Source organism: Photobacterium kasasachensis (assembly GCF_050336885.1).
Classification (GTDB): Bacteria; Pseudomonadota; Gammaproteobacteria; order Enterobacterales; family Vibrionaceae; genus Photobacterium; species Photobacterium kasasachensis.
Window position 1 is genome coordinate 868,396 of the sequence record NZ_JAKJSH010000004.1, and the last position, 24,897, is coordinate 893,292.

The 24,897-nt window shown below is 50.1% G+C and carries 23 protein-coding genes and 1 pseudogene; 14 read left to right on the forward strand and 10 right to left on the reverse strand.

What is annotated here, in order from left to right; genetic code table 11:
• Nucleotides 1-15: 15 nt before the first annotated feature.
• From L4D19_RS03600 to L4D19_RS03620, 5 genes are all read right to left on the reverse strand, one after another.
• Nucleotides 16-318 carry a (2Fe-2S)-binding protein gene (locus L4D19_RS03600; RefSeq protein WP_428451234.1) on the reverse strand — a complete coding sequence of 101 codons (303 nt, stop codon included), beginning with the start codon at nucleotides 316-318 and terminating at the stop codon, nucleotides 16-18.
• A complete protein-coding gene (locus L4D19_RS03605) occupies nucleotides 284-1,399 on the reverse strand; it encodes an NAD(P)/FAD-dependent oxidoreductase (RefSeq protein WP_428451235.1) in 1,116 nt (371 codons plus the stop codon). Before L4D19_RS03605 ends, L4D19_RS03600 begins: the two co-directional genes overlap by 35 nt.
• Before the next feature lie 77 nt (nucleotides 1,400-1,476).
• Entirely contained in the window at nucleotides 1,477-2,502 is a 1,026-nt protein-coding gene (gene dctP, locus L4D19_RS03610) for a TRAP transporter substrate-binding protein DctP (protein WP_428451236.1), read from the reverse strand.
• Between the two features lie 11 nt (nucleotides 2,503-2,513).
• The gene (locus L4D19_RS03615) at nucleotides 2,514-3,815 is read right to left on the reverse strand and encodes a TRAP transporter large permease (RefSeq protein ID WP_428451237.1); all 1,302 of its coding nucleotides are present in this window, start codon (nucleotides 3,813-3,815) and stop codon (nucleotides 2,514-2,516) included.
• Nucleotides 3,816-3,819: 4 nt separating this feature from the next.
• The gene (locus tag L4D19_RS03620; protein WP_160649804.1) at nucleotides 3,820-4,302 is read right to left on the reverse strand and encodes a TRAP transporter small permease subunit; all 483 of its coding nucleotides are present in this window, start codon (nucleotides 4,300-4,302) and stop codon (nucleotides 3,820-3,822) included.
• A gap of 113 nt (nucleotides 4,303-4,415) precedes the next feature.
• Here L4D19_RS03620 and L4D19_RS03625 point away from each other — a divergent pair, with 113 nt between their 5' ends.
• Complete coding sequence (locus tag L4D19_RS03625) at nucleotides 4,416-5,339, forward strand: LysR family transcriptional regulator (RefSeq protein WP_428451238.1); 924 nt, start codon at nucleotides 4,416-4,418, stop codon at nucleotides 5,337-5,339.
• Between the two features lie 151 nt (nucleotides 5,340-5,490).
• The gene (locus tag L4D19_RS03630) at nucleotides 5,491-6,183 is read left to right on the forward strand and encodes a DUF4336 domain-containing protein (RefSeq protein WP_428451239.1); all 693 of its coding nucleotides are present in this window, start codon (nucleotides 5,491-5,493) and stop codon (nucleotides 6,181-6,183) included.
• Between the two features lie 76 nt (nucleotides 6,184-6,259).
• Here the strand turns inward: L4D19_RS03630 and tsaA are convergent, their stop codons facing one another.
• Both tsaA and L4D19_RS03640 read right to left on the reverse strand, forming a co-directional pair.
• Nucleotides 6,260-6,661: a tRNA (N6-threonylcarbamoyladenosine(37)-N6)-methyltransferase TrmO gene (gene tsaA / locus L4D19_RS03635; RefSeq protein WP_428451240.1), complete on the reverse strand. Its 402-nt coding sequence runs from the start codon at nucleotides 6,659-6,661 to the stop codon at nucleotides 6,260-6,262.
• Between the two features lie 15 nt (nucleotides 6,662-6,676).
• Nucleotides 6,677-7,563: pseudogene (locus tag L4D19_RS03640) on the reverse strand (DMT family transporter).
• A 112-nt stretch (nucleotides 7,564-7,675) separates the two neighbouring features.
• Between L4D19_RS03640 and L4D19_RS03645 the strand changes: the two are divergent.
• Nucleotides 7,676-8,260: a TetR/AcrR family transcriptional regulator gene (locus L4D19_RS03645; RefSeq protein WP_428451241.1), complete on the forward strand. Its 585-nt coding sequence runs from the start codon at nucleotides 7,676-7,678 to the stop codon at nucleotides 8,258-8,260.
• A gap of 174 nt (nucleotides 8,261-8,434) precedes the next feature.
• Here the strand turns inward: L4D19_RS03645 and L4D19_RS03650 are convergent, their stop codons facing one another.
• Nucleotides 8,435-9,064 (reverse strand): hypothetical protein, encoded by a 630-nt coding sequence (locus tag L4D19_RS03650; RefSeq protein WP_428451242.1) that lies wholly within the window; start codon nucleotides 9,062-9,064, stop codon nucleotides 8,435-8,437.
• A 236-nt stretch (nucleotides 9,065-9,300) separates the two neighbouring features.
• Between L4D19_RS03650 and L4D19_RS03655 the strand changes: the two genes are divergently transcribed.
• The 4 genes from L4D19_RS03655 to L4D19_RS03670 all read left to right on the forward strand — a co-directional run bounded on the left by L4D19_RS03655 (nucleotide 9,301) and on the right by L4D19_RS03670 (nucleotide 11,929).
• Nucleotides 9,301-9,858 carry a TetR/AcrR family transcriptional regulator gene (locus L4D19_RS03655; RefSeq protein WP_428451243.1) on the forward strand — a complete coding sequence of 186 codons (558 nt, stop codon included), beginning with the start codon at nucleotides 9,301-9,303 and terminating at the stop codon, nucleotides 9,856-9,858.
• A gap of 104 nt (nucleotides 9,859-9,962) precedes the next feature.
• Complete coding sequence (locus L4D19_RS03660; protein WP_428451244.1) at nucleotides 9,963-10,556, forward strand: sigma-70 family RNA polymerase sigma factor; 594 nt, start codon at nucleotides 9,963-9,965, stop codon at nucleotides 10,554-10,556.
• Nucleotides 10,557-10,690: 134 nt separating this feature from the next.
• A complete protein-coding gene (locus L4D19_RS03665) occupies nucleotides 10,691-11,677 on the forward strand; it encodes a permease (RefSeq protein WP_428451245.1) in 987 nt (328 codons plus the stop codon).
• Nucleotides 11,678-11,695: 18 nt separating this feature from the next.
• Nucleotides 11,696-11,929: a thioredoxin family protein gene (locus L4D19_RS03670; protein WP_075764446.1), complete on the forward strand. Its 234-nt coding sequence runs from the start codon at nucleotides 11,696-11,698 to the stop codon at nucleotides 11,927-11,929.
• A 56-nt stretch (nucleotides 11,930-11,985) separates the two neighbouring features.
• On the opposite strand, the gene L4D19_RS03675 is transcribed toward L4D19_RS03670, so the two are convergent.
• On the reverse strand, nucleotides 11,986-12,465 hold the full coding sequence (locus L4D19_RS03675; RefSeq protein ID WP_428451246.1) for a hypothetical protein: 480 nt from the start codon (nucleotides 12,463-12,465) through the stop codon (nucleotides 11,986-11,988).
• Between the two features lie 232 nt (nucleotides 12,466-12,697).
• On the opposite strand from L4D19_RS03675, the gene L4D19_RS03680 reads away from it, so the two are divergent.
• The 4 genes from L4D19_RS03680 (at nucleotide 12,698) to L4D19_RS03695 (ending at nucleotide 18,308) form a co-directional block, all read left to right on the forward strand.
• Nucleotides 12,698-13,438 (forward strand): response regulator, encoded by a 741-nt coding sequence (locus L4D19_RS03680; protein ID WP_428451247.1) that lies wholly within the window; start codon nucleotides 12,698-12,700, stop codon nucleotides 13,436-13,438.
• A 10-nt stretch (nucleotides 13,439-13,448) separates the two neighbouring features.
• A complete protein-coding gene (locus tag L4D19_RS03685) occupies nucleotides 13,449-14,741 on the forward strand; it encodes an ATP-binding protein (protein ID WP_428451248.1) in 1,293 nt (430 codons plus the stop codon).
• A 281-nt stretch (nucleotides 14,742-15,022) separates the two neighbouring features.
• A complete protein-coding gene (gene fdhD / locus L4D19_RS03690; protein WP_428451249.1) occupies nucleotides 15,023-15,982 on the forward strand; it encodes a formate dehydrogenase accessory sulfurtransferase FdhD in 960 nt (319 codons plus the stop codon).
• 10 nt (nucleotides 15,983-15,992) lie between these two features.
• Nucleotides 15,993-18,308, forward strand: coding sequence for an FdhF/YdeP family oxidoreductase (locus tag L4D19_RS03695; protein WP_428451250.1), 2,316 nt, complete (start codon nucleotides 15,993-15,995; stop codon nucleotides 18,306-18,308).
• Between the two features lie 101 nt (nucleotides 18,309-18,409).
• Here L4D19_RS03695 and fbp read toward each other — a convergent pair whose 3' ends face one another.
• Entirely contained in the window at nucleotides 18,410-19,432 is a 1,023-nt protein-coding gene (fbp, locus tag L4D19_RS03700; RefSeq protein ID WP_428451251.1) for a class 1 fructose-bisphosphatase, read from the reverse strand.
• A 401-nt stretch (nucleotides 19,433-19,833) separates the two neighbouring features.
• On the opposite strand from fbp, the gene L4D19_RS03705 reads away from it, so the two are divergent.
• The 3 genes from L4D19_RS03705 (at nucleotide 19,834) to L4D19_RS03715 (ending at nucleotide 24,869) form a co-directional block, all read left to right on the forward strand.
• A complete protein-coding gene (locus tag L4D19_RS03705) occupies nucleotides 19,834-20,226 on the forward strand; it encodes a glycine zipper family protein (protein ID WP_428451252.1) in 393 nt (130 codons plus the stop codon).
• A 369-nt stretch (nucleotides 20,227-20,595) separates the two neighbouring features.
• Nucleotides 20,596-22,287: an Lcl domain-containing protein gene (locus L4D19_RS03710; protein ID WP_428451253.1), complete on the forward strand. Its 1,692-nt coding sequence runs from the start codon at nucleotides 20,596-20,598 to the stop codon at nucleotides 22,285-22,287.
• On the forward strand, nucleotides 22,284-24,869 hold the full coding sequence (locus L4D19_RS03715) for a cytochrome c peroxidase (protein ID WP_428451254.1): 2,586 nt from the start codon (nucleotides 22,284-22,286) through the stop codon (nucleotides 24,867-24,869). The genes L4D19_RS03710 and L4D19_RS03715 overlap by 4 nt, the downstream gene beginning before the upstream one ends.
• The last annotated feature ends 28 nt before the right edge of the window (nucleotides 24,870-24,897 follow it).

Sequence of the window (24,897 nt, forward strand, 5' to 3'; positions counted from 1 at the left end):
AATTCCTTTTTCGTGTTAGCTGCGCTGTCGCCTGACATTGAGGCCGGATTCGACCGGGCGCATACAGGCCTGCACATTGTGTTCGCCATCGACTTCTACCCGACACTCGAAACAGCTTCCCATCATGCAGAAGGGAGCACGGGCAGATTGGGATACGGGCGTCTCCCGGGTATGGTTGATCCCGGCAGCGAGCAGCGCGGCGGCGATGGTATCGCCTTGCCGGGCTGATATTTCCTGGCCTTCCCAGAAGAAGCGTACCTCTTGGGAAGCCGCCTGTGAGGCATTATCTAGCCTCAGAAAGTTCGAATCGGTCTTCACTGAATAGCTCCAAGTCAGGTGAATCGGCAGTGTTTTCCAGCCAGTGCGGCAGTAGGTAGCTGTGGGCGGCTGCAAGCGTGATCCCGCTATGGCAGCTCACTATGTAGGCGCCCGGATGACTGGAAGACTGTTGGTAGATAGGCAGGCCGTCCGGCGAAATAATCCTCAGGGCACCCCAGCTTCTGAGCAAGCGGGTGTTGGCGAGGAAGGGATAGACGGCAATCGCCCGCTCGGCAATGGCTGCAGTGACCGCCATCGTATCCTGATCGTCGAGTCCGGCATCTTCCTTGGAATCGCCAATCTGGATACCGCCCTCGTTGACCTGGCGGATAATGCCGGAGGGGCGGTTGATCACCGGCGGCAGTTTTTCGGTGATTAGCACCTGACCTTTTTGTGGTTTAACGGGCGCTTTTAGGCCAAGTTGCGGGCCTAGTTTGGCCGCTCCCAGTCCTGCCGCCAGAACGATTTTGTCGCTGTTAACTGTGCTTCCGTCCTGCAATGTTGCGCAGAACCGACCATCGGCTTGTTGCTCAATATGTTCGACATTGGCTTGGGTGATAACCTTGCCGCCCAGTATTTTGATGGCCTTGGTGTAAGCGCGTAGCAGCTTGAGCGGATTGACGTGGCCGTCCTCTGCGCCATAGATGGCACCGATCACATCCGGGCCGATTTGCGGCTCTTCTTGTCGCAGTCTGGCCTGATCCCACACCTCGAACGGGTGATCGGAACCAAGCGCCTGACGAAGGTATTGGTACTGGGCTACGCGGGCTTGCATTTCGGCTTCGGAGAAGTGGAAGTCATAGCCGCCGTTCTGCTCCAGGTTGATGGTGTCTCCGGTCAGCTGCTCAAGCTCGTCGGCCAGTTCGCGCCACATACCGACAGAGCGGCGGGTCCAGGCGGCATAATGCGGGGCGTCCAGACCTTTGCAAGATAGCCAGACGAGGCCAAAGTTACCCCGTGAAGCGCGATGGGCGCTGTCTCCGCCATCAAGGACGGTAACCTGATGCCCGTTTTTTAGCAGCCCGTAAGCCACGGCGCAGCCCACCACGCCGCCACCGATAATGACATATTCCGGTTTCATGTGATTTCTCTGCAGTTGTCATGTCGAAAGAGCCGGGGAATAGTCGATATTCCCCCGGCAATGGGTGTTGGTGGTGATTAATTCAGGGCTTTATCCAGAATCTCCTGACCCCACTCGGCACCGATATCCTCAAGGATTTCAGGCCACACCGTGCTGCGCACTTTCTCTGCAGTTTGCGCTAGCTGTTGCGGGCTGACTTTGATGATTTCAGCGCCGTTGTCTGCCAGTCTTTGCTCATTGGCGGCCTGATCTTTCTGGGCGTTTTCCCAGCGACGGGTTTCGAAGTTGGCCGCTGCGGTTTTCAGTGCCTGTTGCTCGCTGTCGGACAGATCATCGAGACGCTCGCTGTTGATCATCAGGTACCAGATCTCAAAGTGGGTATTGAGCGGGATATAGGTTTTGGTCACGTCACGGAACGAGGCATAGTACCCCTCTGCACCTGAGCCTATCACCCCGTCAACTACACCGGTCTGAACGGCAGTGAACGCCTCGGAGAAAGGCAGTGGCGAGCCGATGTAGCCGACATTGTCTGCCAGTAGCTGGAAGCTTTTGATTGGTGGTACACGCAGCTTGATTCCTTTGCTGATATCCGGCTGGCCCGGTGCTTTGGCATCACGGTTGAGGGAAATGCCGCCAAAGTAGACCGGGTAGGCCGCTAGCAAAGTGATGTCCTGCTTGGCAAACAGCTTTTCCATCGCTTCGCGCACCGGTGCGCCGTCACCGTAGATCTGCTGTGCCTGTTGCCAGTCGTTGGCCAGGTATGGCAGCAGGCCTAGCTGCATTTTACGATCGGTGGCTGTCGAGGCAGGCTGTACTGCCATATCGATTGCGCCGACCGAGATGCGCTCCTGGACCAGGGTGTAGTCACCCAGGGCGTTGGCCGCATAGACGCGAAGTTTTACGTCGCCGTCGGTAGCTGTTTTGATTTCTTCTCCCAGTTGTTTGATATCGGTATCGACCACTGTGCCCTGCGGGCGAACGTGGCTGATTTTCAAAGTGGCCGCCGAGGCTGGCAGAACGCTAAGGGCAGCCATTGCCAGTGTGACAACCTGAGCGCATTTTTTAAGCTTTGTTGATGGAGTAAACATGCTTGTCAGTTTCATTGTAAATATCCTTATTGGTAACCAAACACGGTAGGGAGGAAGAGCGATAGTTCAGACCAGAACGAAGTCAGGACAACGACTGGCAGGTAGCCGAATACAATCAGCATCATTGCCGGGCCAACGACTTCGGAAAACTTGACGTTTCCGATGCGGGCACCGAGGTACAGGATTGAAGCGTAAGGCGGTGTGACCCCGCCCATGGCTGTATTGACGCCCATAATGGCGGCAAATTGGATAGGGCTGATGCCAATGGCTGTCATCAGAGGCAGCAACAGTGGGGCAATCAGGATAATGGCGGTGATGTCGTTGACCACCATGCCGACTAAAAACAGCAGAACGTTAATGAAGATCAGCAGCAAGATTTTGTTTTCGGTGATGCCGAAGATGGCGTTCACCAGCTCCTGCGGCACGTTTTCGACCACGAACATCTGGCTGAGGATCAGGCTGAACAGGATCATGAACATGATTGAGCCGACGGCCGTGGCCGATTCCTTGCCCGAGGCCAGCAGTGATTTCCAGCTCAGCCCCTTGTAGATCATAAACCCGACCGGAATGGCGTAGATCACGGCAACCGCAGCGGCTTCTGTCGGGGTCATGATGCCGCCGTAGATCCCGCCCAGAATAATGATCGGCATAAATAGCGCCGGAATGGCATGAACGGTTCGTGAAGAGGCTTCTTTTATCAGTCCTGACATGGAAGGCTTGTCGTCCAGTACCAGCGGGAACTTACGTGCCATGATCAGGTTGATGATTGCGAAGTTAAATGTCACCAGCAGGCCGGGACCCAGCGTCGCCAGAAAACAGGCCAGAATCGAGGTATCTGTGACCCAGCCGTACACGATCATCGTGACACTCGGTGGGATCAGCAGGCCAAGGATCGATGAGTTGGCGATCAGGGCTGTGGCGTAGGCACGAGGGTAGCCGCGCTTTTCCATCTCGGGGATCAACAGCGGTCCGATAGCCGCGACACCGGTCAGGCCGCTGCCGGAGATCGCGCCGATAATGGCGCAGCTCACTGAGGCGACAATACCGAGTCCGCCACGGATATGGCCGACGAACACATTAACAAACCGGAGCAGACTGGCGGCAATACCGCTCTGGCTCATAATGGTACCGGCAAGAACAAACAAAGGGATAGCGAGCAGAATAGGGTTTGTCAGCTGGCCGGCACCCCACATCATGTTACCTTTCATGGACACATCGCCCACGTAGGTCATTATCATAAGCGCACCGCCAAAGCAGAATGGCAGGGGAACGCCGATAGTGAGCAGCAGTACCAAGGCACCGACTGCGAATAGTGCAACTTCAACCATAGTGTTATGCCTTATGTACTGAGTAGGACGGAGACTTCAACTGGCGGACCAGCCTGACGATATGCAGCGCGATAAAGCCGGTGACCAGCACCAGTCCGATAAATAGCGAGCATTCGTGAAAGAAAGTCGGGATATACAGCGTCGGGCTTTCTTTCCACACCCGCAGGGCATATTTGAAATAGTCCCAGGCCCAGTAGGTCAGCCAGAGCGAAATCACAAAGCTGATCACCTCGCCAATCAGTGCCAGGATTTTGTGCCCGCGTTCGGTCTTGATGAAGATTTCCAATACATTGGCACGAATTTGAGTATCTTCCCGTGAGGCATTAACCGCTCCCAGCATGTACAGCCACAGGGTAGGAATGACGATAGACTCTTCCAGGCCCATGATGGGGATCTCGAAGACATATCGTGTTATAACCTGGACAAATTGCGTCAGCGCAACCACTGCAATCAATCCGGTCAGTAGGTATCTGAATGTTTGCTCCACTGCACATTTCCTTATTGTTGCGTTTGTGAATACGTTGTTAATTTAAAGGTGACAGCCAATAGAAACAAATTTATTATTTCTCTAATTCGATAAATTTTTCTTATAGGGCGGGTATGGATACCAATCTCTCGATAAAACAGCTGGAAACATTTCGCGCCGTGATGCGCTCTGGTTCGGTCTCGGTAGCCGCCCGGTCGCTGTGTCGGACCCAACCGGCGGTCAGCTCGATGATTGTCAGCCTTGAAAACGAACTGGGTTTTAAGTTGTTTGAGCGTAACAAGGGGCGGCTGGTCCCCAAGCCTGAGGCTTATTTTCTGCTAGAGGAGACCGAGGCGGTACTGGAGCGCCTGACACGTTCGGCACAGCTGATGGCGGAGGTAAAGAATCTGGCGAGGGGCAATTTGAGGGTGGCCTGTATGCCGGCTGCTGCTTTGTTTTTTATGCCCCATGTGATTGCCGACTTTGTCAAAGAGCGACCGCAGGTCAATGTGTCTATGATGATGCGCAGTTCATCTATCGTCCACGACTGGGTGGCCTCGCAGCAGTATGACATTGGTTATTCCGAACTGCCGAAAGAGCGGGACTCAATCAATGTCGAGCCTATTCGGCTGGAGGGGGTATGTGCAGTGAACCGGGATCACCCCTTGGCAACCCTGGAGGTGATCACCCCACAGGATCTGGACGATGTGCCGCTGGCCACCTTGTTTGCCCAGCACCCGATCAATGAACTGGTGCGCTATATGTTCGAGGAGAAAGGTGCCCGTTATCGTGCGCGGTTTGAGCTGCAGAACTACATTTCCGGCTTCGAGTTTGTCGAACAGCAGCTTTGCTGTTGTATCTGCGATCCGATCAGTGCCGCCAGCTATAAGCTGTATAAATCCGGGCAGGGCAAGGTTGTGTTTCGCCCGTTTGCGCCGACGATCGTCTTTGATCACGCCATCATTACCCCTGCACACAAACCGCTTTCCCGTCTGGCCCAGGCGTTTGCCGAGAGTATTCGTATCGGGGTGGATAAATTTATTCAGGTAGAGACGTAAGGTGTTAAGCGTAATCTCGACCCTGCGATGACGATCATGGTTTGTGTCCGATTTGAGTGGTGTTCTGTGATCCCGGCAGGATGCGAAATGCTAGCGGTCTGGCAATATATTCTAATTACTTATTAAGTTCAGAGAGTTAACGAGGCTAAGAATGCAAAAAATCGGAGACGATCTTTGGGTACATGATGATTCAATGAAACTTGCCGGCACCAAGCTAAGACTACGAATGACAGTAGTGAAGCTTAGTGATGGTTCGTTGTGGGTGCACTCAGCTACCGCCTTGTCCCCTGAATTGAAGCAAGAAATTGATGAGCTTGGTGAGGTGAAATATATCGTTGCAGCCAGCAACGCCCACAATACCTGGCTGCAGGACTGGTGTGAGGCTTATCCGGACGCTGAGGCCTATGTCAGTGCGGGGATCCCGAGAAAAGTGCCATTATCCAATTACCATATATTGCGAGACGGCCTTGAAAATGTGTGGCAGGAAGATCTGGAGTGGGAGTTTATGCCCGGTGTGCCGCTGTTCAACGAAACGGTGTTCTTCCACAAAAAGACCCAGTCATTGATCGTCACCGACTTGATCCAGAATTACCCTGATCATGTACCGACAGGCTTTGCCGGTATCATGACCAAATATGTTTTCCAGCCAATCGGTTTTAAGGGCACCTGTATTGCGCCACCGCTCAAGATGGGCTTCATTATCAAGGATAAACCGAAGTTCACTGAATTTATTCGCAGCGTCCAGGGCTGGGACTTCAAGCGTATTATCGTCACCCACGGCAATATCATTGAGGACAATGCCAAGTCAGTATTCACTGACTTGTGTGTGCGTTTTCTCAAGTAACAAACCAACTGCGATTTCTCTGACTCGTTAGCCAAGCCCAGGGGCTTGGCTAACTTTCTTTGGGCTTGTGCGGCTATCATGAGCCCGTTTCCTGGTAGATAGCGGGCTTAATATCGATTAGCCGGGTGTTGTTTAAACAGTCCAACCCTCTTACGCTGATCTGCCCCCCTTCGATACTCTCGATGGGTAATACCGCTGCGCCAATAGGATTAGGGCGGTGCGGTGAGCGCAATGCAAAGGTGCCTTTGGTTTGGTTGCCTTTGCTGGTGCGCTGGATAACGACAGTTCGATTCGCATTTTCAAGCCAATATAAAATTAGAATGTGCTGGCCGACAGTGAGGCCCTGCAGCCCATCATGATAGTGTTCATCCAGGTTTATGTGACACAACGGTCCGTTCGGCTGAATGTTGTTCGGGCAGTCTTCAATTTTGTTATAAGGCGTCTTTATACAACCGATATAGGTGATTTCAGAGCTCATTATGTTGTCCTTATTCTATTGTTCGTTTTTAGTGGTAGAAATGGCGTAAATTAAGATGGTCAGCAGAATGATCGAGCCGCCGAATACACTTGTCATTGGCGGGATCTCATCGAAAAAGCTAAATGCCCAAATCGGTGCGAGAACTGCTTCAATCATTAGGATCATTCCCACCTCGGGAGCTGTGATGTAGCGCGTGGCGGTTTGCGACAGTACACGCCCGAAAGGCGCGGTAAATAACCCCATTGCCCCCATAATGAGCCAGGTATTCAGGCTGTAGGCTGAAGGTGTGGCGACGAAGAACATCGTAAGAGCCAAGAATAATCCGCCAAAACCGACACTTGCCATGCGGCTGACATTCTTATATTTGCGTAGTAGCGTCTGATTGAGGGATAAACAGGTGACGGCGAATACAGCCAGCCCGTCATCGATGAGATTGCCGGAATCAAACGAGCCTGATACCACAATAACGATCCCGATCATGACAGAAACGATCGCTATCCAGGTTGAACGCCTTGTCACTTCTCCCAGTAACAGCCAGCTAAATACTGCCGCTAGCGCCGGTGCCGCACTGAGAATAACGAAGGTGTTGGCGATCGAAGTATGTTTGATACTCAGCACCAAACCTGTTGCACTTCCTAACATTAACAAGCCAGAGAGTAATACTGGCCAGCCGCTTTCGTTTACCGCTCTTATCAAGCCACGCTCATCTCGCAGCTGGATGAAAATTGGCATGGATATAGCGGTAAATAAACCAAACAGAAAAGCGGTATCAAATCCGCTAACACCTGAAAAGCGGATGAAAATTGGATCCAGGCTCATTAGCAAAGCCCCATCAGGGTGACACTTACACCCATAGTGCGAGCACTCTTGAAGCTGCTCTTGTCCATCATCATATTTGTCATTTTTCACTCCTCCACAAAATCATACTGGTTGGTATGATTTTATATTTGCAGAGTTGTGTCAACAAAAATCATACCGTATAGTATGATTAATCATTTCTGAGGTGAGCTGAAAATGGGAAAAATCGAGCAAAATAAAGAGATAAAAAGGCGGGCGATTTTAGCTGCGGCACAAGAGATTTTTTTATCCGAGGGATATGTGCTGTCCAGTATGGACAAAATAGCGGCGCAGGCTCGAATGACAAAACAGACAGTTTACCGATACTTCCCGAAAAAAATTGATTTGTTTCAGGCAACGTTGCGTCATATGGGTGAAAGTCTTGATGATAGCTTTCTTACCCATCTACAAAACCCAAACACGCGCGATGCCTTAACGGGGTTTGCCAGGGATTTTATCGGCTTTCACTTATCGGATAACCACATTGCGACATTCCGGCTATTGGTGGCTGAAAGTGTGAAAGCTCCTGAAATTGTCAGCATTTTTCATGCGGTAGGGCCTGATGATACGCATGAAAAGCTTGCGGCGTTTTTCTCTGAAAGGCTTGATGTCAAAGATACGGAAACAACGATAAAGCTTTGGCTTGGAATGTTGCTATCACTGAGATCGGGCGTTTTGATGGGAAGGGAAAAACCGGGTCAGTGCCAGATTGATGAGCATGCCAGAAAAGCGACTGACTTCTTGCTGGCAGCCATTACTTGAGGATGGGGTAATACTTTTTATTCCGAATTAATTGCTCAAAGCGGGTTACAGATTGCAAAGCTGCATTCAGTTAGCAATGAGTTGCTTGTGAAACCCGCTTTGAGCCTGATGATCAACCGCATTCAATACGAGTTCGAGTGATCACTCATCATTTCTTGCGGCCAGTGTATAGTCTTATGCGTTTGCCGCGTTGTCTGCTGGCCGGTATGGTTCTTCTCGCACGGCATGAGACAGGACTAACTTGATGATGTAGATCGGCGCCAGCCACTCTAGTCCGCTCAACGGCATAAAGGCACTTTGGTTAATCATGACCGCCAGCATCACAATGGCCAGAGCTACAGGGCGATGCAGGTAGAGCGGCAATACATGGATCAGCACGATGGACGCGATCATCATGCCATACCAGAACATGGCATAACCCCACGTGACATCAAAACACAGTGGTGCCAGGAAGATCTGGAAATGGATGATAGGAAAAACAAATTTACTTTTAACCAGCTTTGCCATTATTGATTGCGGTAAAACTTGCTCCGAGTAGAGGAAGCGTTTCATGGAGCCCAATGAATTGGTGAGTACACCACCAATCATATCGATAGCTAGAAAACTGGCTACGGCAATCTGCAGCAGGCTCCATTCTAAGTTCTGCCAAGAAAGAAAATACAGGACAACCGGTGCCAAGAAGGCAGCGTAGTTAGCCAGTAAACTTTCAGCGCGTGTGGCACCGTGGCCTGTCGTAAAATTGAATTTCCCCTGACAGTTCCAGTCGATATGGGCATCTTTGATGGTGTGGATGTTCTCTTTCATGATTAACTCCTGAGTATCTTCGCTTTCGACTACAAGCACACTTTGTTGAAGATCCGGCACCACTTGTAAGATGTCGGTGTACAAAAACAAGCCTAAATAGTCCACTTGGTCTAAATAATAGTGGCTGATTTTTTAATCGTCAATCTTTTTAGTCCGATTGGTCTAATAAGGATCTGCAGCTGGACTCGTTGTGGTCAATCGTTTATTGTCCAAGTGGTCTGAAACAGGAGGGAAATATGCCCAAAATCATTGACCATGAGGCTTATCGTCTGGAGCTGGCTACAAAAGCCGTAGATGTGTTTATCGAGCATGGCTATAACGGCTTGGGTATGCGGGGCATTGCCGACGCAATCGGCGTATCAAAAAGTGCGCTTTATCATTATTTTCCGAGTAAACAGGAACTTTTTTCTGCCTGTACTGAAATTATCACCCAGCCGAGTAATTTATATGGAGTGGCTGAAGGCGAGGCTGTCCCTGCTTTAAAGGGTGAGGCTATTGCTGCAATGATTGGTGTACTAGACAATCGCTTTCAGGGTGAGATGGCGCTGCTACTCGATTATGTCCGGGGTAAAAATGCCGGGGAGGTTGCTGGGGATCCTTTGATGAACAAGGCCAATGCACAATACCTGTCAGAGATGGAGAATATGGTTGGAGAGTCCCAGGCCAACCAAGCGATGGCCTTGATGCTGGGGGGCCTGCTAATGAGGATGCTAAGCGGTAAGCAAATCGGAATTGACGAAATAACGTCGTGGATCACAGCCCTGCCGTCGCAAGAAAAAGGCAGTGATGATTAAGAATCTCGGCTTTGCCAGATGGTATGTGATGCCAGTCGGGTGGTTGTGAATGCGAGCTTGGGCCTAGAGGTGAGAGTGGTGATAGAGGTGAGGAGAGCGTCGGAATGAGTAGCGGAATGAGTGTCACGGAATCTGCAGATCTGTCTTTTCATTCAGTTGCGCCGTGTTTGATGAAGGCATGGCGGGCACATCAGGATTCATTGTTAGCCTGGCTATATAAGCATACCGGCGAGGACGCCCTGGCCGAAGATTTGCTCCATGAAGTCTTCTTGCGTGCCATGAGCAAGAAAAAGGATTTTTGTGAGATAGAGAATGCCAAGGCCTGGCTGTTCAGGGTGGCAAATAACCTGGTGATTGATCAGGTTCGCCAGCGTCGGTTTGTTCCGCTTGATGACTTGGATGTTGAGCAGGAGCTGCATGATACCGAGGTCATTGATAGCCTGACTCAATGCCTGCCTCGGGTACTGAGTGAGCTGGAGGCAAAAGACAGCGAGATCATCAAAGCGTGTGATATTCGGGGAATGACCCAGAAAGAATACGCTGAGCGTCATGGTATGACGCTGGTGGCGACCAAGTCCCGGTTGCAACGTGCCCGGCAGAAGTTACGGCGACAGCTAAGTCAGTCGTGCAAGGTAAAGCTTGATGAGTATCACAGGGTTTGCTGTTTTACCCCAAGGGATCCAAAAAACGAATATTAAGCTAAAAAAATCTGCATCCTTTTGATGCTTTCATCGTCTTTGCAAATAACGAGGTAACTTTGTAAGGACGATGTAATGACACTTTCTTTCATTACCTGCTTTCCCTGCCGCACATGGTCACGGGAGCTGTAGGCATGTTTCAGATTTTCTCCGATTTTGCCAGTTGGCTGGTGTTTGATTTACTTGGGCTGTCTGCTGCCACCAAAGCAGGCGATGCGATGCATTTCTTTGTTGAAGACGTCACCAAAATCTTTGCTTTGCTGGTGGTGATGATTTATCTGATCGCGGTGATCCGCGCGTCACTGGATGTCGAACGGGTAAGAGATTATCTGGCCGGTAAAAGTCGCTGGTTCGGGTATATGCTGGGCTCGTTGTTTGGTGCCATCACGCCTTTTTGTTCCTGCTCCAGTATTCCTGTCTTTCTTGGTTTCAGCTCGGCCGGGATCCCGCTGGGTATCACCATGGCCTTTCTGATCACCTCGCCATTAATCAATGAGGTGGCGGTATTACTGTTGATGGGCTTGCTCGGCTGGAAATTTACTCTGATGTACATTCTGGTCGGCATGGTCGTCGGGATGCTAGGCGGCGTATTTCTTGATGCCATCAAAGCAGAGCGATGGCTACAGTCTTTTGCCGCTGATGCACTGAAACAGGGCCGGGATAAACCGTTCGAATCGAATGAGCCGCAAAGGAAGGCCCTGACCCTGAGTGACCGTCACCAGTTTGCCCGGCGGGAAACCGCGGATATCTTTGGCCGGGTATGGAAATGGGTGATCATCGGTGTCGGCCTTGGCGCAGCACTGCATGGCTTTGTCCCCGATGGCTGGATTGAATCTCACCTAGGTGATGGCCAATGGTGGTCAGTGCCGGCTGCCGTTATGCTGGGCATTCCGCTCTATTCCAATGCCACCGGGGTGATCCCGGTTATGGAAAGCTTAATTGTCAATGGCCTGCCGATAGGAACAACGCTCGCTTTTTGTATGAGTACCGTCGCTGCCAGCTTCCCTGAATTTATCCTGCTCAAGCAAGTCATGCAGTGGAAACTGCTGGCGACACTGTTTGCTGTCTTGCTGGTGGCTTTCACCCTTGTCGGATGGACATTCAATATCGTTTCGCTCTAATGCTATAAGGAAAATACAATGAAAAAAATCAAAGTACTTGGTTCTGGCTGTGCTAACTGCCGTAATACTGCCGACCTGATCCAGGCGGTTGCCGATGAACTCAATATCGATATCCAGATCGAGAAGGTTCAGGATATGGCGCAGATCATGGCCTACCAGGTAATGTCGACACCTGCCGTGGTGATTGACGAGCAGGTTGTTCACAAGGGCAGTGTCCCAAGCCGTGATCTTGTTACCGGCTGGTTTGCCTGATTAATCTTCACCCGATAGCACAACGCTCACTGTTACTCAGTGAGCGTTGCCAGGTATCATCGCTCTTCCTGAGTCAGCACAATAATGACATGCTCTTTGCCTTTTACCTCGATGGTAAAACGGTACGTCCTTTCTTCTTGTTGCAGTATCCGAACCTTCAAATAGCGGCTGTTGTCTGCTTCGAAAATAATGTGGTCGGTCGCCGTATGGCTGGCCGATAGATAAATCGGTGTGTCATTACCGGCAAAGGTCGAGAGAAACCTTAGTTGAGTGTTGTCATCTTGGCTGGAGAAACGCCAATGATGGCGTGAGACATCCAGGTTAGCCACGCCATAGAGTGAATTGTCTTGCTGTAATTCAAAACAGATTGGGTAGGATAAAGCCCCGCGGGGTGTCTTGATGGCTTTTCCCTGCCAGCAACCCTGAAGTGCCACAAGTATCGGAGCAGCAACAGGTATCGCCGGAACGGGTAGCAACAAAACGCTTGTTAGTAGGAGCTGTACGAAAGTACGTACCTTGCCAGTTACCTTGTTCATTGTTGTCGTCTGCGCGGGGTGTGTTGAGAAAGTGCTATTCCAATTACAGATAGAAATGGCCATATGGTCAATGTAGCGACAGAAGCAGCTTGTTTAGAAATGGGATGACGAATTCATCTTGGTAATGTGAGAGGGTTATACATTTGCATGGGGTAAGCATTCTATTGCTTGATAAAGTTGTCATTTCATTATTTAATTCACTTAGCTTGGTTTTGAACGCTGTTTAATTTGGGTGAATGAAATGACAAAGATCGTAATAGTCGAGGATGACCTCAAGCTATGTGAGTTGCTGGCGCATTATTTTAGGCAGCAGAAGTTTGAGGTTGTGACCGTGTCTGACGGGCGCCTGGCTACGGATACGATTATTGAGCATCAGCCCGATCTAGTTGTGCTTGATTTAATGCTGCCTGGCGTGGATGGCCTGACCATTTGCCGTAATGTCAGGACGCTGGTGAACAGCAAAATCTTGATGCTGACAGCGAGTGATGATGATATAGACCATGTTGCCGGGCTGGAAATTGGAGCCGATGATTTCGTCAATAAACCGATTAAACCCAGAGTTTTACTGGCCCGCATCCGCATGCTTCTGCGTCGCGGCGATGAGCCTCTAATGTCGAGTGGCGATGTACCGGCAGAGAGTGAAACTGGCTCAGACGGCACGTCAGCAGAATGCCGTTATGGTAGCTTACACCTTAACGGCAGACGTAAGCTGTGCTCTCTCGATAACGAGGAAATATGCCTCACCGATAGTGAATTCGATTTGTTGTGGCTGTTGGCTTGCCGCCCTGATGAGGTTTTGTCGCGTGATTTTCTGGTCAAGAGTACTCGTGGGATAGAGTATGACGGTCTCGATCGCACCATCGACAATAAAATTGTGTCGTTGCGTAAAAAGCTCAATGACAATCCGGCCCTGCCAAGAAAAATAATCACGGTACGTGGTAAAGGGTATTTGTTTGTTCCTGATCGCTGGTAGGCCATAGTGAATGAAACGTTTGTATTGTGAGTTTTTTATTGGCGTCGCAGTGCTCTTTTTTCTGAGTATAGTTAGCTATATTTATGTCACTCAGGAGCTGACACCTGATTACGAGGAAGTCATCGAATTTAATCAGGCGCACAGCGTGGTGAATATTCTGGATGATGTCGCTAACTCTTTAGGCCAGAGCCGTGCCAATGAGCTTCTTGCCAAGTATGCTGAAGAAAATCAGTTAAGCCTTATAGCTTATTCATGGGAGAGCCCTGAGCTTACAGGCGAAATCATTGATGAGCTGCAAGCTCACCAAATTTACCTTGAAGACACGTACAGTTATTTCGTTGTATATGGAGAAGGGAATCAGGTATACAAGATTTTTCCTGACCTATCCAAACCGATCTGGCAGAAGTTGGATTTTGACGAGACACTGCTGTGGATATTTTTCTATTCCGGGTTTGCCATCTACAGCGCATTAATGTTGATCATCTTGTCTCGACGCTTTCGTGTATTGGAGCAAACCACACTGGCATTTGCCGAAGGGGATTTCGCCGTTCGGGCCTCGGAAAAACCGGGTGTTCGGCTTGGCAGCCTGAACAGTAGTTTTAATCAGATGGCAGATAAAATTTCTGCTCTGATCACCAGCCATAAGCAGCTGACCAATGCCGTTGCCCATGAACTTCGCACTCCGGTGTTCCGGGTTCAGTGTCAGCTCGAAATGCTGGAAGATTCAGGACTATCGCCAGAACAATTGCACTATGTCGCCGGTATTCATGATGATATGGCCGAGTTGGAACAGATGATTGAAGAGCTTCTCTATTTTGCCAAGATGGAGCGAGCGGCCATTCCTCTGAATCTTTCCTCGCCCTATGTGAGCGACTGGCTAGATAAATTAGTATCTAAATGCCGCAAAGACACGGACCTTACCATTAATGTCGATTATCAAATCGATGAGACTGCCGCGGTGGATGTCTATCAATTAACGCGTGCGGTGTCGAATATCGTCCGTAATGCTTCCCGTTATGCCGAGCAGTGTATTGATCTCCGCGTTTTTCGCCATGAGCAAGCATTGCATATTCAAATCGATGACGACGGTATCGGGATCCCGCAAGATGAGAGAGAACGAATTCTGGAGCCGTTTTACCGTGTCGGTACCGCCAGGGATCGTGAGTCTGGCGGCCATGGCCTGGGCCTGGCAATTGTGGCGCAGATTATGGCTCGCCATCAGGGCAAGGTCGAAATCGGGGCGAGTGACTCTGGTGGGGCGAGGTTTACGCTGATTGTGCCGCAGGCACTTGCCATAGACTAACGTTCAGTAGGCTCATTTTCTGTCAGTGAGCCTTTTTCTTTCACTATCTGCTATCCCTCCTGCTTGTTCTATATTCAATAATTAGAGGGCGCGTCTTACTTTTTTTCGTTAACTGATAAATGAAATTTATCAGACGTTAAAAATAAACCATTCGATTTATCACCACTTCCTGAGCATGATTTACCTCTAATGCCCATATCAATGGCGAATGCCTATACTCAAATTACATTGTTAGGGTGAGAAAAATAGATCTATATCTTTGACCTTTAGAGTGAAAGCCTATGGCTAGACGGAAAAGCGATCAGGAAGATTATGGGGTGAGCTATTTAGGTTCAGCCTTCAACGTCGAACAACAGAGACAGAGTCAACGGCAGCACCAAGCCAGTTCATATACGCCAGGTGTCGCGACCTGCTCGCGCCGGCAAATACACGGCACCCATGTCACCTTGTCGATTGATTCGGTAATTGTGGAGGAGCCGCTTCAAATTCGTCTGCTGTATGTCGATCAGCATGGCCAAGAGCAAGACAGAGTCTATCTGGTAACAATGCGGACACCGGGTGATGATTACAACCTCGTCACCGGGTTGCTGCTGGCCGAAGGGGTGATCAAAGTCGCCAGTGATATTTCAGGGTTTAATGAGCAATTGGACCATGATGAAATTTCCAGTAATGAAATCCATGTTTCTTTAGCACCCGGGGTGATTGTTGACTGGTCATTGATCAGCCGGGATACCACGTCCTTTTCCAGCTGCGGAGTGTGTGGCAAATCCTCCATTAAGTCTTTAGAGCTGCGCGGCATTCCATCGTTAGATACCCGAGAGCACTGGTTACCGGGCCATATTATTCCTTCCCTGACCGAAAAGCTGCGTCAGTCCCAGTCAATGTTTGCGGCAACGGGCGGCGTCCATGGCTGTGGCTTGTTTGATGCGAAAGGAGAGCTGCTGCTCAGCTGTGAAGATGTCGGGCGGCATAATGCGCTGGATAAGCTGACAGGCCAGATGGCGCGAGTGCCTGAACAGTATCAGCATGGAAGCGTGATTCTATTGAGTGGCCGTATTAGTTTCGAGCTGGTCCAGAAGGTGCTGGTCGCCGGGATCTCGGTACTGGTTGCAGCTGGCGCGCCGTCAAATCTGGCTATCAATATGGCCAAACGCTTCAATTTGACGCTCATTGGTTTTACGCATGGCGGCGGGTTCAATATCTACCATGGTGCTTTCCGCTTAAACCTAACCAAACAGTAAGAGAACGGGCATGACGGTAAAAAAATATGACGGTTCGGCAGGTGGTTGGGGAGCCTTGCTGAGTACGACCAAGCACTTGGTCAAGAGCGAGAATGTTGCCCGCAATATGCGCAACCTGCTCAAAACCAACCAGGATAAAGGGTTTGACTGTCCCGGCTGTGCCTGGGGGGAAGCGGAAGAGCAGGGACGCATCAGCTTTTGTGAAAATGGCGCCAAAGCGGTGAACTGGGAAGCTACCAGTCGGCGTGTAACCCCGGCTTTTTTCCAGCAGCACCCTGTGAGTTGGCTTGCCCGGCAAAGTGATCACTTTTTGGAGTATCAGGGCAGGCTTAGCCACCCAGTGAGGTATAACCGCAATACGGACTGTTATGAAGCGATAAGCTGGCAGCAGGCTTTTGCTTTGATTGCCAGGCACTTGAGCGCGCTTGAACACCCGAATCAGGCTGAGTTTTATACCTCTGGCCGGGCGAGCAACGAAGCTGCATTTTTATACCAGTTGTTTGTCAGGAAGTACGGGACCAATAACTTTCCTGATTGCTCCAATATGTGCCATGAAGCCAGCGGTATCGGACTCAGGCAATCAATCGGTATCGGTAAAGGCACAGTTACACTTGAAGACTTTGACCATGCCGATGCTATTTTTGTGTTTGGCCAGAATCCGGGAACGAATCACCCGAGAATGTTGGATACCCTGCGCGATGCATCGCGCCGTGGTGCAGCCATTGTTACCTTTAATACGTTAAAAGAGCGGGGGCTGGAACGCTTTACCAGTCCCCAGTCTCCGGGAGAGATGTTAACCGGCGGGGCAACGCAGATCAGCCAGAGGTATTTCACGCCCAAGCTGGGTGGTGATATGGCTGTCGTACGCGGAATGGTAAAAGCACTCAACGCGGTCGATAAAATCGAGCGTGAAGCCGGGCGGGCCTCGATTTTTGACCAAGCGTTCATTGACGAACATACCCAGGGTGTTGAAGAGTATCTGAGCGCCGTTGAGGCGACACCGTGGGAAGCCATTACCGAGCAGGCCGGGCTATCACGGGCTGAGATTGAGCAGGCTGCCGATACGTACCGACAGGCGAATAACGTTATCATTACCTGGGCGATGGGCATTACACAGCACAAGCATTCGGTGAACACTATTCAGGAAATTGCCAACCTGCAATTGCTGTTTGGCCAGTTAGGTAAACCGGGGGCAGGCCTTTGTCCTGTGCGAGGGCACAGTAATGTACAGGGTGACCGTACCATGGGGATAAATGAAAAACCCGGTGCGGAATTTTTGGACAAGATATCTGAAGTATTCGGTTTTCAGCCTCCGCTTGAGCACGGCCATAATACGGTTGGTGCGATTAAGGCAATGCTGGCTGGTGAGAGCAAGGTGTTTATCGGCTTAGGGGGAAACTTTGCGGCTGCCACTCCAGATACCTCGTTAACCCAGCAGGCGCTTTCCAATTGTTTATTGACCGTGAATATTGCGACCAAACTGAACCGGACCCATTTGATCCCCGGGCAAGAGTCTCTGATCCTTCCTTGTCTGGGGCGGACGGATGTCGATATGCAGGTTACCGGGCCGCAGAGTGTAACGGTTGAAGATTCATTTAGCATGGTTCACGCATCTGCCGGGGTCGTAGAGAGTGAAACGGCGGAGATGCGCTCCGAGCCTGCGATTATCGCCGGGATCGCAGAAGCCACCCTTGGCAAGGCACCTGTAGATTGGAGTTGGCTCATTGAGGACTATGACAGAATTCGTGCGTTAATTGCCGAGGTCATTCCCGGGTTTACTGGCGTTAATGAGAAAATCAAACAGCCGGGCGGGTTCTACCTGGGCAATAGCGCAGCCGAACGCCGATGGCAGACCCCGTCGGAGAAGGCGCAATTTATGCGTCATTCCCTTCCGCAGCACCTGCTACCTGCGAACTTACGTGAACTGAGCCAGGACCCGGTGTTTGTGTTACAGACGATGCGCTCGCACGACCAGTACAATACGACGATTTATGGGTTTGAAGACAGGTATCGCGGGATCTCTGGCGAGCGTAAGGTGCTGCTAATCAACGCCAGTGATATTGCAGCTCTCGGTATGAAGAATAATGATCTGGTGGATGTCGAGTCACTCTGGCCAGATGGTATCGAACGTAAAATTTATGGCTTTAAGCTGGTAGCTTATGATATTCCGCCGGGCAACATTGCCGCTTATTTCCCGGAAACGAATCCTTTGGTGGCCATTGATGGTAAAGGCGATCTAAGTGATACGCCGACATCCAAGGCCATTCCGATTATCGTAATACCAAGTTCCATGAAGGGTGATGAGATTAATATAGTCTGCTCCTAGCCACTGAGTGCGGAGCCTCCGGAAAGACCAGATGGTGTTTCCGGAGGCTGCTTTTCTGAAATGAGGTGCTAAGCCAGAATAGCTGCCAGTAGGGGTTAAGTTTATGGCTGTGCAGCAGGTTCTGGCTCGGCCAGAAACTGCTCGAGCGTGTTAATCATCGCATTAGAGCCGGCAAAGAAAGGCATTCTTTGATGCAGCGATGTCGGCGCAATATCCAGGATCCGCTCTGCGCCATTGCACGCTTTACCGCCTGCCTGCTCCATAATAAAAGCCATCGGATTGCACTCATAAAGCAGACGTAATTTACCGTCAGGGTACGCAGCAGTGCTAGGGTAGAGGTAAATCCCTCCCTTCAGCAGGTTTCGGTGAAGATCTGAAATGAGCGAGCCAATATAGCGCGATGTATACGGACGGTTATCCTCAGGCACATTTTCCTGGCAGTACTTAATGTATTTCTTCACGCCAGCAGGGAAGCGGATATAGTTGCCTTCGTTGGTAGAGTAGCAGCTGCCGTGTTTACTGATCTGGATGTTTTCATGGGAAAGACAGAAAACGCCCAGAGAAGGGTCATAGGTAAAGCCGTGAACCCCTTTCCCGGTGGTATAAACCAACATGGTAGAAGAACCATAAATGACATAGCCTGCTGCAATCTGGCAATTGCCTGGCTGGAGAAAGTCTTCTTCTGTTGCGGTACTGCCAACCGGTGATAGGCGGCGATAGATAGAAAATATCGTACCGACTGAAGCATTAACATCAATGTTAGAAGAGCCATCCAGGGGATCGATCAGAACCACATATTTGGCGTTGCGGTTTTGCTCTTTGCTGAAAACGACAACTTCATCTTCTTCTTCACTGGCAATGCCGCATACTTGGGCATGTGACTCGAGGGCGGCTTTGAATTTTTCATTGGCGAAAAGGTCGAGCTTTTGTTGCTGCTCTCCCTGGATGTTCTCTTTGCCCACCGCGCCGGTAATATCCATCAACCCGGCTTTGTTGATCTCACGGTTTACAATCTTGGCCGCTAATTTTATTGAAGCTAATAGCGATGATAGATCACCACTGGCATGGGGGAAGTCATTTTGTTTCTCGATGATGAATTCACCAAGCGTTTTTATATCGGACATTTCCTATCCTTGAATTCCTATTATTTGAGTCTGGCAAACTAAGTGCAATGTAAAATGCTGATTTAACATTGTTTTAGATGTGTTTTATTCCACTGATAACAAGTGTATTTGTATTTATGCTGTCATGGTGGCTGAATTTTATAGTAACGAATATTCACCGATTGAAGTATGCGTAGAGGGTAATAAGAGTGTTTCTCCATGTGCACAAGACGTCATCGTGACGGGCGACCTCATGGGTCGGGTTCGGTGTAGCCGTAACAATGTATGGCTTTGTACTGTTGGCGACAAACACAGACAAAGATATGTTATGAGTCAAATATAAAACACTGTACATTTATCTCTATTGACCGAGTTTACCTGAACACGATGTTCCGTACCGAATTCAACAGAGAGAGATACCCATGAAAAAGCTCCTTATTGCCTCGACGATTGCGACTTTATTATCTGCCTGCGCGTACCAGCAAAAGCCAGTTGTCGATATGACAAATGTCGATCCGGTGCAATATGAACAGGACTTTTCATACTGCCAGTCGTATGCCGAAGGTGTCGACAAAGCCGAGTCGGCCAAAGTTGAGGCACAAAACGGTGCGGCGTCTGGTGCTGTGGTAGGTGCGGTAGTCGGTGGCCTGGAAGACGGGTTGGCAGGTGTCGCGGCAGGTGCCCTTGCCGGCGGGGCCATCGGAGGTGGTGCGGGCGCATTATCAGGAGCGAATGATGCGACGGAAGTTCAGGCTAAAGTGCTTCGCCGCTGTCTGGATAACAAAGGTTACGTTGTCTATGACCTTGAAAAGTAACTGGCGTTGAATAGAAAAAAGCGGCTCTTACTTTGGCAAGAGAGCCGCTCAGCAGAAGTGGTAATTCGTTTCTAGCCCTACACTAAAAACATTCAACCGGAGCTGAAGTACACTGGAAGCAATGTGAGCAATGTCGTGCCTTCAGAGCAAGAAGATGAATCATTTTCCTCTCGTCTGAGTGCGTGTTAATAATAACCATTCTCATTTAGATTGCAAGTGATTTGTTGAGAATTATTGTCAGCCATTTCTGGTAGTCATCTTGTTGTAATTTCACCATAAACCAAATGCAAATAATTCGCATTTATATTTGCATTTGGTTTATGTCACTTGTAGTATCGCCGTCCATTTATAAAAAATAGAAATATAACGATGAAATACAATAAATTATCAGCATTGTTGACTGCTGCCTTGCTCACAGGCTGCAATTCAAGCTCGACAAGTAGTGCTGCTAACCCAGTCAGTCAAGGACAAAATCAGGCAACCCAAGATCAAAAGGTGGAGTTGTCGAGTAAGAGTATTCAGTTTGTTGATGCATCCAAGGTAACCTTTGATGCGCCGGGTGTTTCTGTTCAAACCGCTCAAAAAGTCACCAATATCACGACCAATTTTGGTAAGGCCTATGTTGATCAGACATCAGGGCGCTTTGTGTTCCAACCTACCGCTTCGGCATCAGCAGCTCAGACCAAAGCGACGGTAAGCAAAAACACGGTTGCTAAAGCCGCTGACACGACATCAACACACCGCCTGGCATCTGCCAACAATTATCATTTTGAAATTAAATACCAAATTGATAATACGAATTATCAGGTGACGGGTTACGTGCTGCCTCTTCATAAGAATAGCGATAACACTGTGGTGACCCGCTTCGTTAAACTGGATGCTGAAGGCACAACGCTGGCGGAAGACAAGCAAGTGATGACGATGGAAACCAGCGATTGGTCATGCGTGCAGGATGCCAGCTCAAACCTGACGTGGCAGGTATTACAGGCCAACGGTGAGTTTGCTTTTGATTCAACCTATTATTGGGGCGATCGTGTCGTTAACAATCGCGATTTTTCTGAATCAGCTTGTGGGCTGAATACGGTTTGTAATACCGATAACCTGATTGCAGCCGCCAATAGCCAACAGTTGTGTGGAAAGTCAGACTGGCGCCTGCCGACCCGCAACGAGTGGAAAACGATTTTAACCAACGACATGCTGGACGATAATAAGCGCCTTTCGCCTGTCGACAGTTTTTTCTTCCCGTATGTTGATGCCAACTATGACGAAGCGTATTGGAGCAGCAGCTATACGTTATATCCGAACGGGCATGACAGTAATGCCGTTGAGGGCGATTGGCAGGGCTCTAACGCAGCCGTCGGCGATGCCTATGTGATGTGGATGGGCAGCGACTTTGCTGATGAAAGGATGCCTCCGCGATCAACCAACGAACCTCGCCTGTCGATGCTAGTTAGCGGTAGTGTGATTGCTGATGACGCTGTAAATACTATCGAGGGAATCACGGCGCCACTGAAAGCTGAAGTAAATGCTAAAGGTGATGAAGACAGCAAGTGGAAGGGGCGCTTTACCAAACTGGGTGTTTCCGGGCAGCCTCTGCAGGATCAGGATGCTGCTGAGTGGGCGTGTAGCCAGGACAAATTCTTCGCTACCGAGGTACCCAATACTCAGATTCTTTGGCAGCGAATTGATAAAGCAGGTCCATTAATGAGCTATGACCAAGCCGTTGCCTATGTCGATACCATTAATGCCAATACACTGTGTGGCCGTAATGACTGGCGTCTGCCGACGGAATCTGAGCTTAAGTCTATCTTGGTTACTAGCTCTGTATCTTATGGTGATTATGAATTTGAGACTGACCGTGCCGGTTATGTGAACACTATTTTTGCGGATACGGTGGTTGAAGAGAACAGCTATTACTGGACAAAAACAGCGGATAACTACTACCCGGATAGCAAGCATATGGCCGTTGCTTTCCAAAGTGAATGGTCCGACAGCAGTGGCGAAAGCAATGCCTCTCTGTATCGTGTTCGCTTGATTTCGACCTCGGCTGTACAACCATGAAGTCTTCCTCTTTAACATTGGGCGCTGCATCTATTGCAGCGTCTCTGCTGCTTTCTGCCTGTAACGGCTCTGGCAGCGACTCCGCGCCAGTATCCGTACAACCATCAACTTCGACGCCGGTGTCGCAACAACTGGATTTGTCGCCGAAAGCGCAAGTGACGCAGGGTGGTGTGTTTACCTACAAGTATCAGTTGAAAAGTGATCAGACACTGCGTGTTATTGAACCGCCAAAGTTTGGTCGGGTAGTGATTAATGGCGGAGCGCTTGAATATCAGGCACCTCAGGCGGAAACGGGGGCCGATGCCTTTCGGCTTGAGTTGGTCGGTAATGATGATGTGGTTGTGATCAACTGGCTGCTACGGATAAACCAGAGTACGCCACGGTTCACCCAAAGCATGGTCAGTGAGCCGTCTGCAGGAAATACATGGCAGTGTGTGACAGATACCAGTACGCACCTGGGGGTGACCTGGGCGACAACCACCCAGCCTAATCAGCAGACGTTTGCCTGGAAAGATTGGGATGCGACCTTGCCGCACCTTGGGGCACAGTGCTTATTTGGTGATGGTGAATGCAATACCGATGCGCTTATTGCCCATGCGAACCAGAACCAATGGTGCGGTAAGAGCGACTGGCGCTTGCCTTTTGCTTATGAGATGAAAAATCTCACCAGCGAGCAGGACTTTGCACTCGACCGAAATCAGGCTGCGATTGATCCTTATTTCTTTGCCGATGTCGGGTTTGAATATTATTGGCTAGCGACGGATGCCAGTGATGAGCAAGTCGATAACCTTGCCCATCGCTACAGCTTCGGGGCTAAGCGCAACAGCGTTTCAAACCAGAATAAACGCCAGCCGGCCTCGGTCATGCTGGTCAGCGGCGAATACCGCGACCCTTCTCTGCCTAATCAACAGGTGGAGCCGCAGTCGGAAGCAACCAGCTTTATACGGTTGAATGATCAAGGGCTGCCTATCGATCGAGCGCTGCAGCAAAATAGCTATCAAGAGAGCCCATGGCGCTGCCTGGACGATATGCGTAGCTTGGTGCGTGATAACTTGTTTTTGCGTGACGGCCGCTTTTCTTATGTTTATTGGCTGACACCGGGCAATAGTGATATCACCAATACGGCACATACTTTTGCGCTCGAAACCAGTGTCAGCCATTGCGAACAGTCCACCTGTACCCTGGATGAGATGGTGAAGCAGGTGAATGCCTTGCAGCAGTGTGGACGGGGCGACTGGCGCGTTCCATCTCAGGAAGAGCTTGATTTATTGCTACACCAGAAAGTTGATGGCGGTGAGTTTGAACTGCTGTACCAGGCATCGCTAAACCAGCCTGAGGCTGGTAACTACTGGGTGTCGACAAAATCAGGGTATGCGACGTTACCATTGCCATATGTATCTTCGCTGACGCCGGTTGCGGCGGCTCCAAACCAGCGGGCGAAAGTATTGCTGATCGCCTCAGAGTTTGAGCCAAGGGCGACGGAGGATCCCCGCTCTGTCAATAACCATGGCAGGCCAAATATGACCAAGCTGCGGCAAGACTATGCGACCTCTCCGGAGAATTGGCCGGCACCGTTTGTGGATGATATGTCCGGGTATCAGGAGCTTGGTGTAATGCCTTTGCCCGAGTTTCCAAATACCAATCCCTATCAGGCCAGTAAGGTTGAGCTAGGGAAAAAACTGTTCTTTGACCCGTTTCTTTCCCGGGCACAGGATGTCTCCTGTGCTAGCTGCCATGACCCGCAAAAGGGGTGGACGGATAACCTGGAAGTCTCGATTGGCCATGACCGGCAGCGCGGTAAGCGTAATGCGCCAACAGTGGTGAACAGTGCCTTTTTACCGGTTCTGTTTTGGGATGGCCGGGCAAAAGATCTGGAACAACAGGCGCTGATGCCGATCCAGGATCCTCTGGAGATGGCAGAGACATTGCCCCGCCTGGTTGAGCGACTAAATGCCCACCCGACGTATCCTGCACAATTTGATGCAGTGTTTAATCAGGGGGCAATTACCGCAGAGCAACTGGGGATGGCATTAGCCACATTCCAGCGTACGATTGTGAGTAACGAGAGTAAGCTTGACCGGTTTGTTAAACAGGCTCCGTTGGGCAATACCGATGCGCTGAGTGATCAGGAGCTGTGGGGGCTGGATATTTATCGCCGTAACGGCCGCTGTGCGAACTGCCACATGGGACCGGAATTCACTAATCACGCATTCGAAAATGTGGGACTGACTTACTATAAAGCGTTTTATGAAGACTTAGGTCAGTATAACGTCGACGGTAAGAGTGAAAGTGTCGGTAAATTCAAAACACCGTCTTTGCGTGATGTCATGAATACGGGTCCGTGGTTCCACAATGGCTTGGTTCACACAATGGATGGTGTCATTTCGATGTATTCGGAAGGAATGGCGAGCAATGCGCCGTTTGGTTGGAGCAAATATGATCTTAACTATCCGAAACTGTCAGAAAAAATCCGCCCGTTGAACCTGACTTATCAGGAGGCGGAAGCGTTGAAAGCCTTCATGAATGCCATCACTGCTGACAGTCCGCAGCAGCCTGCTTCTCAGGCCAGCCTAGGACAGTAATCTGCAAGGTAAACCAAGAAGGGGGGAT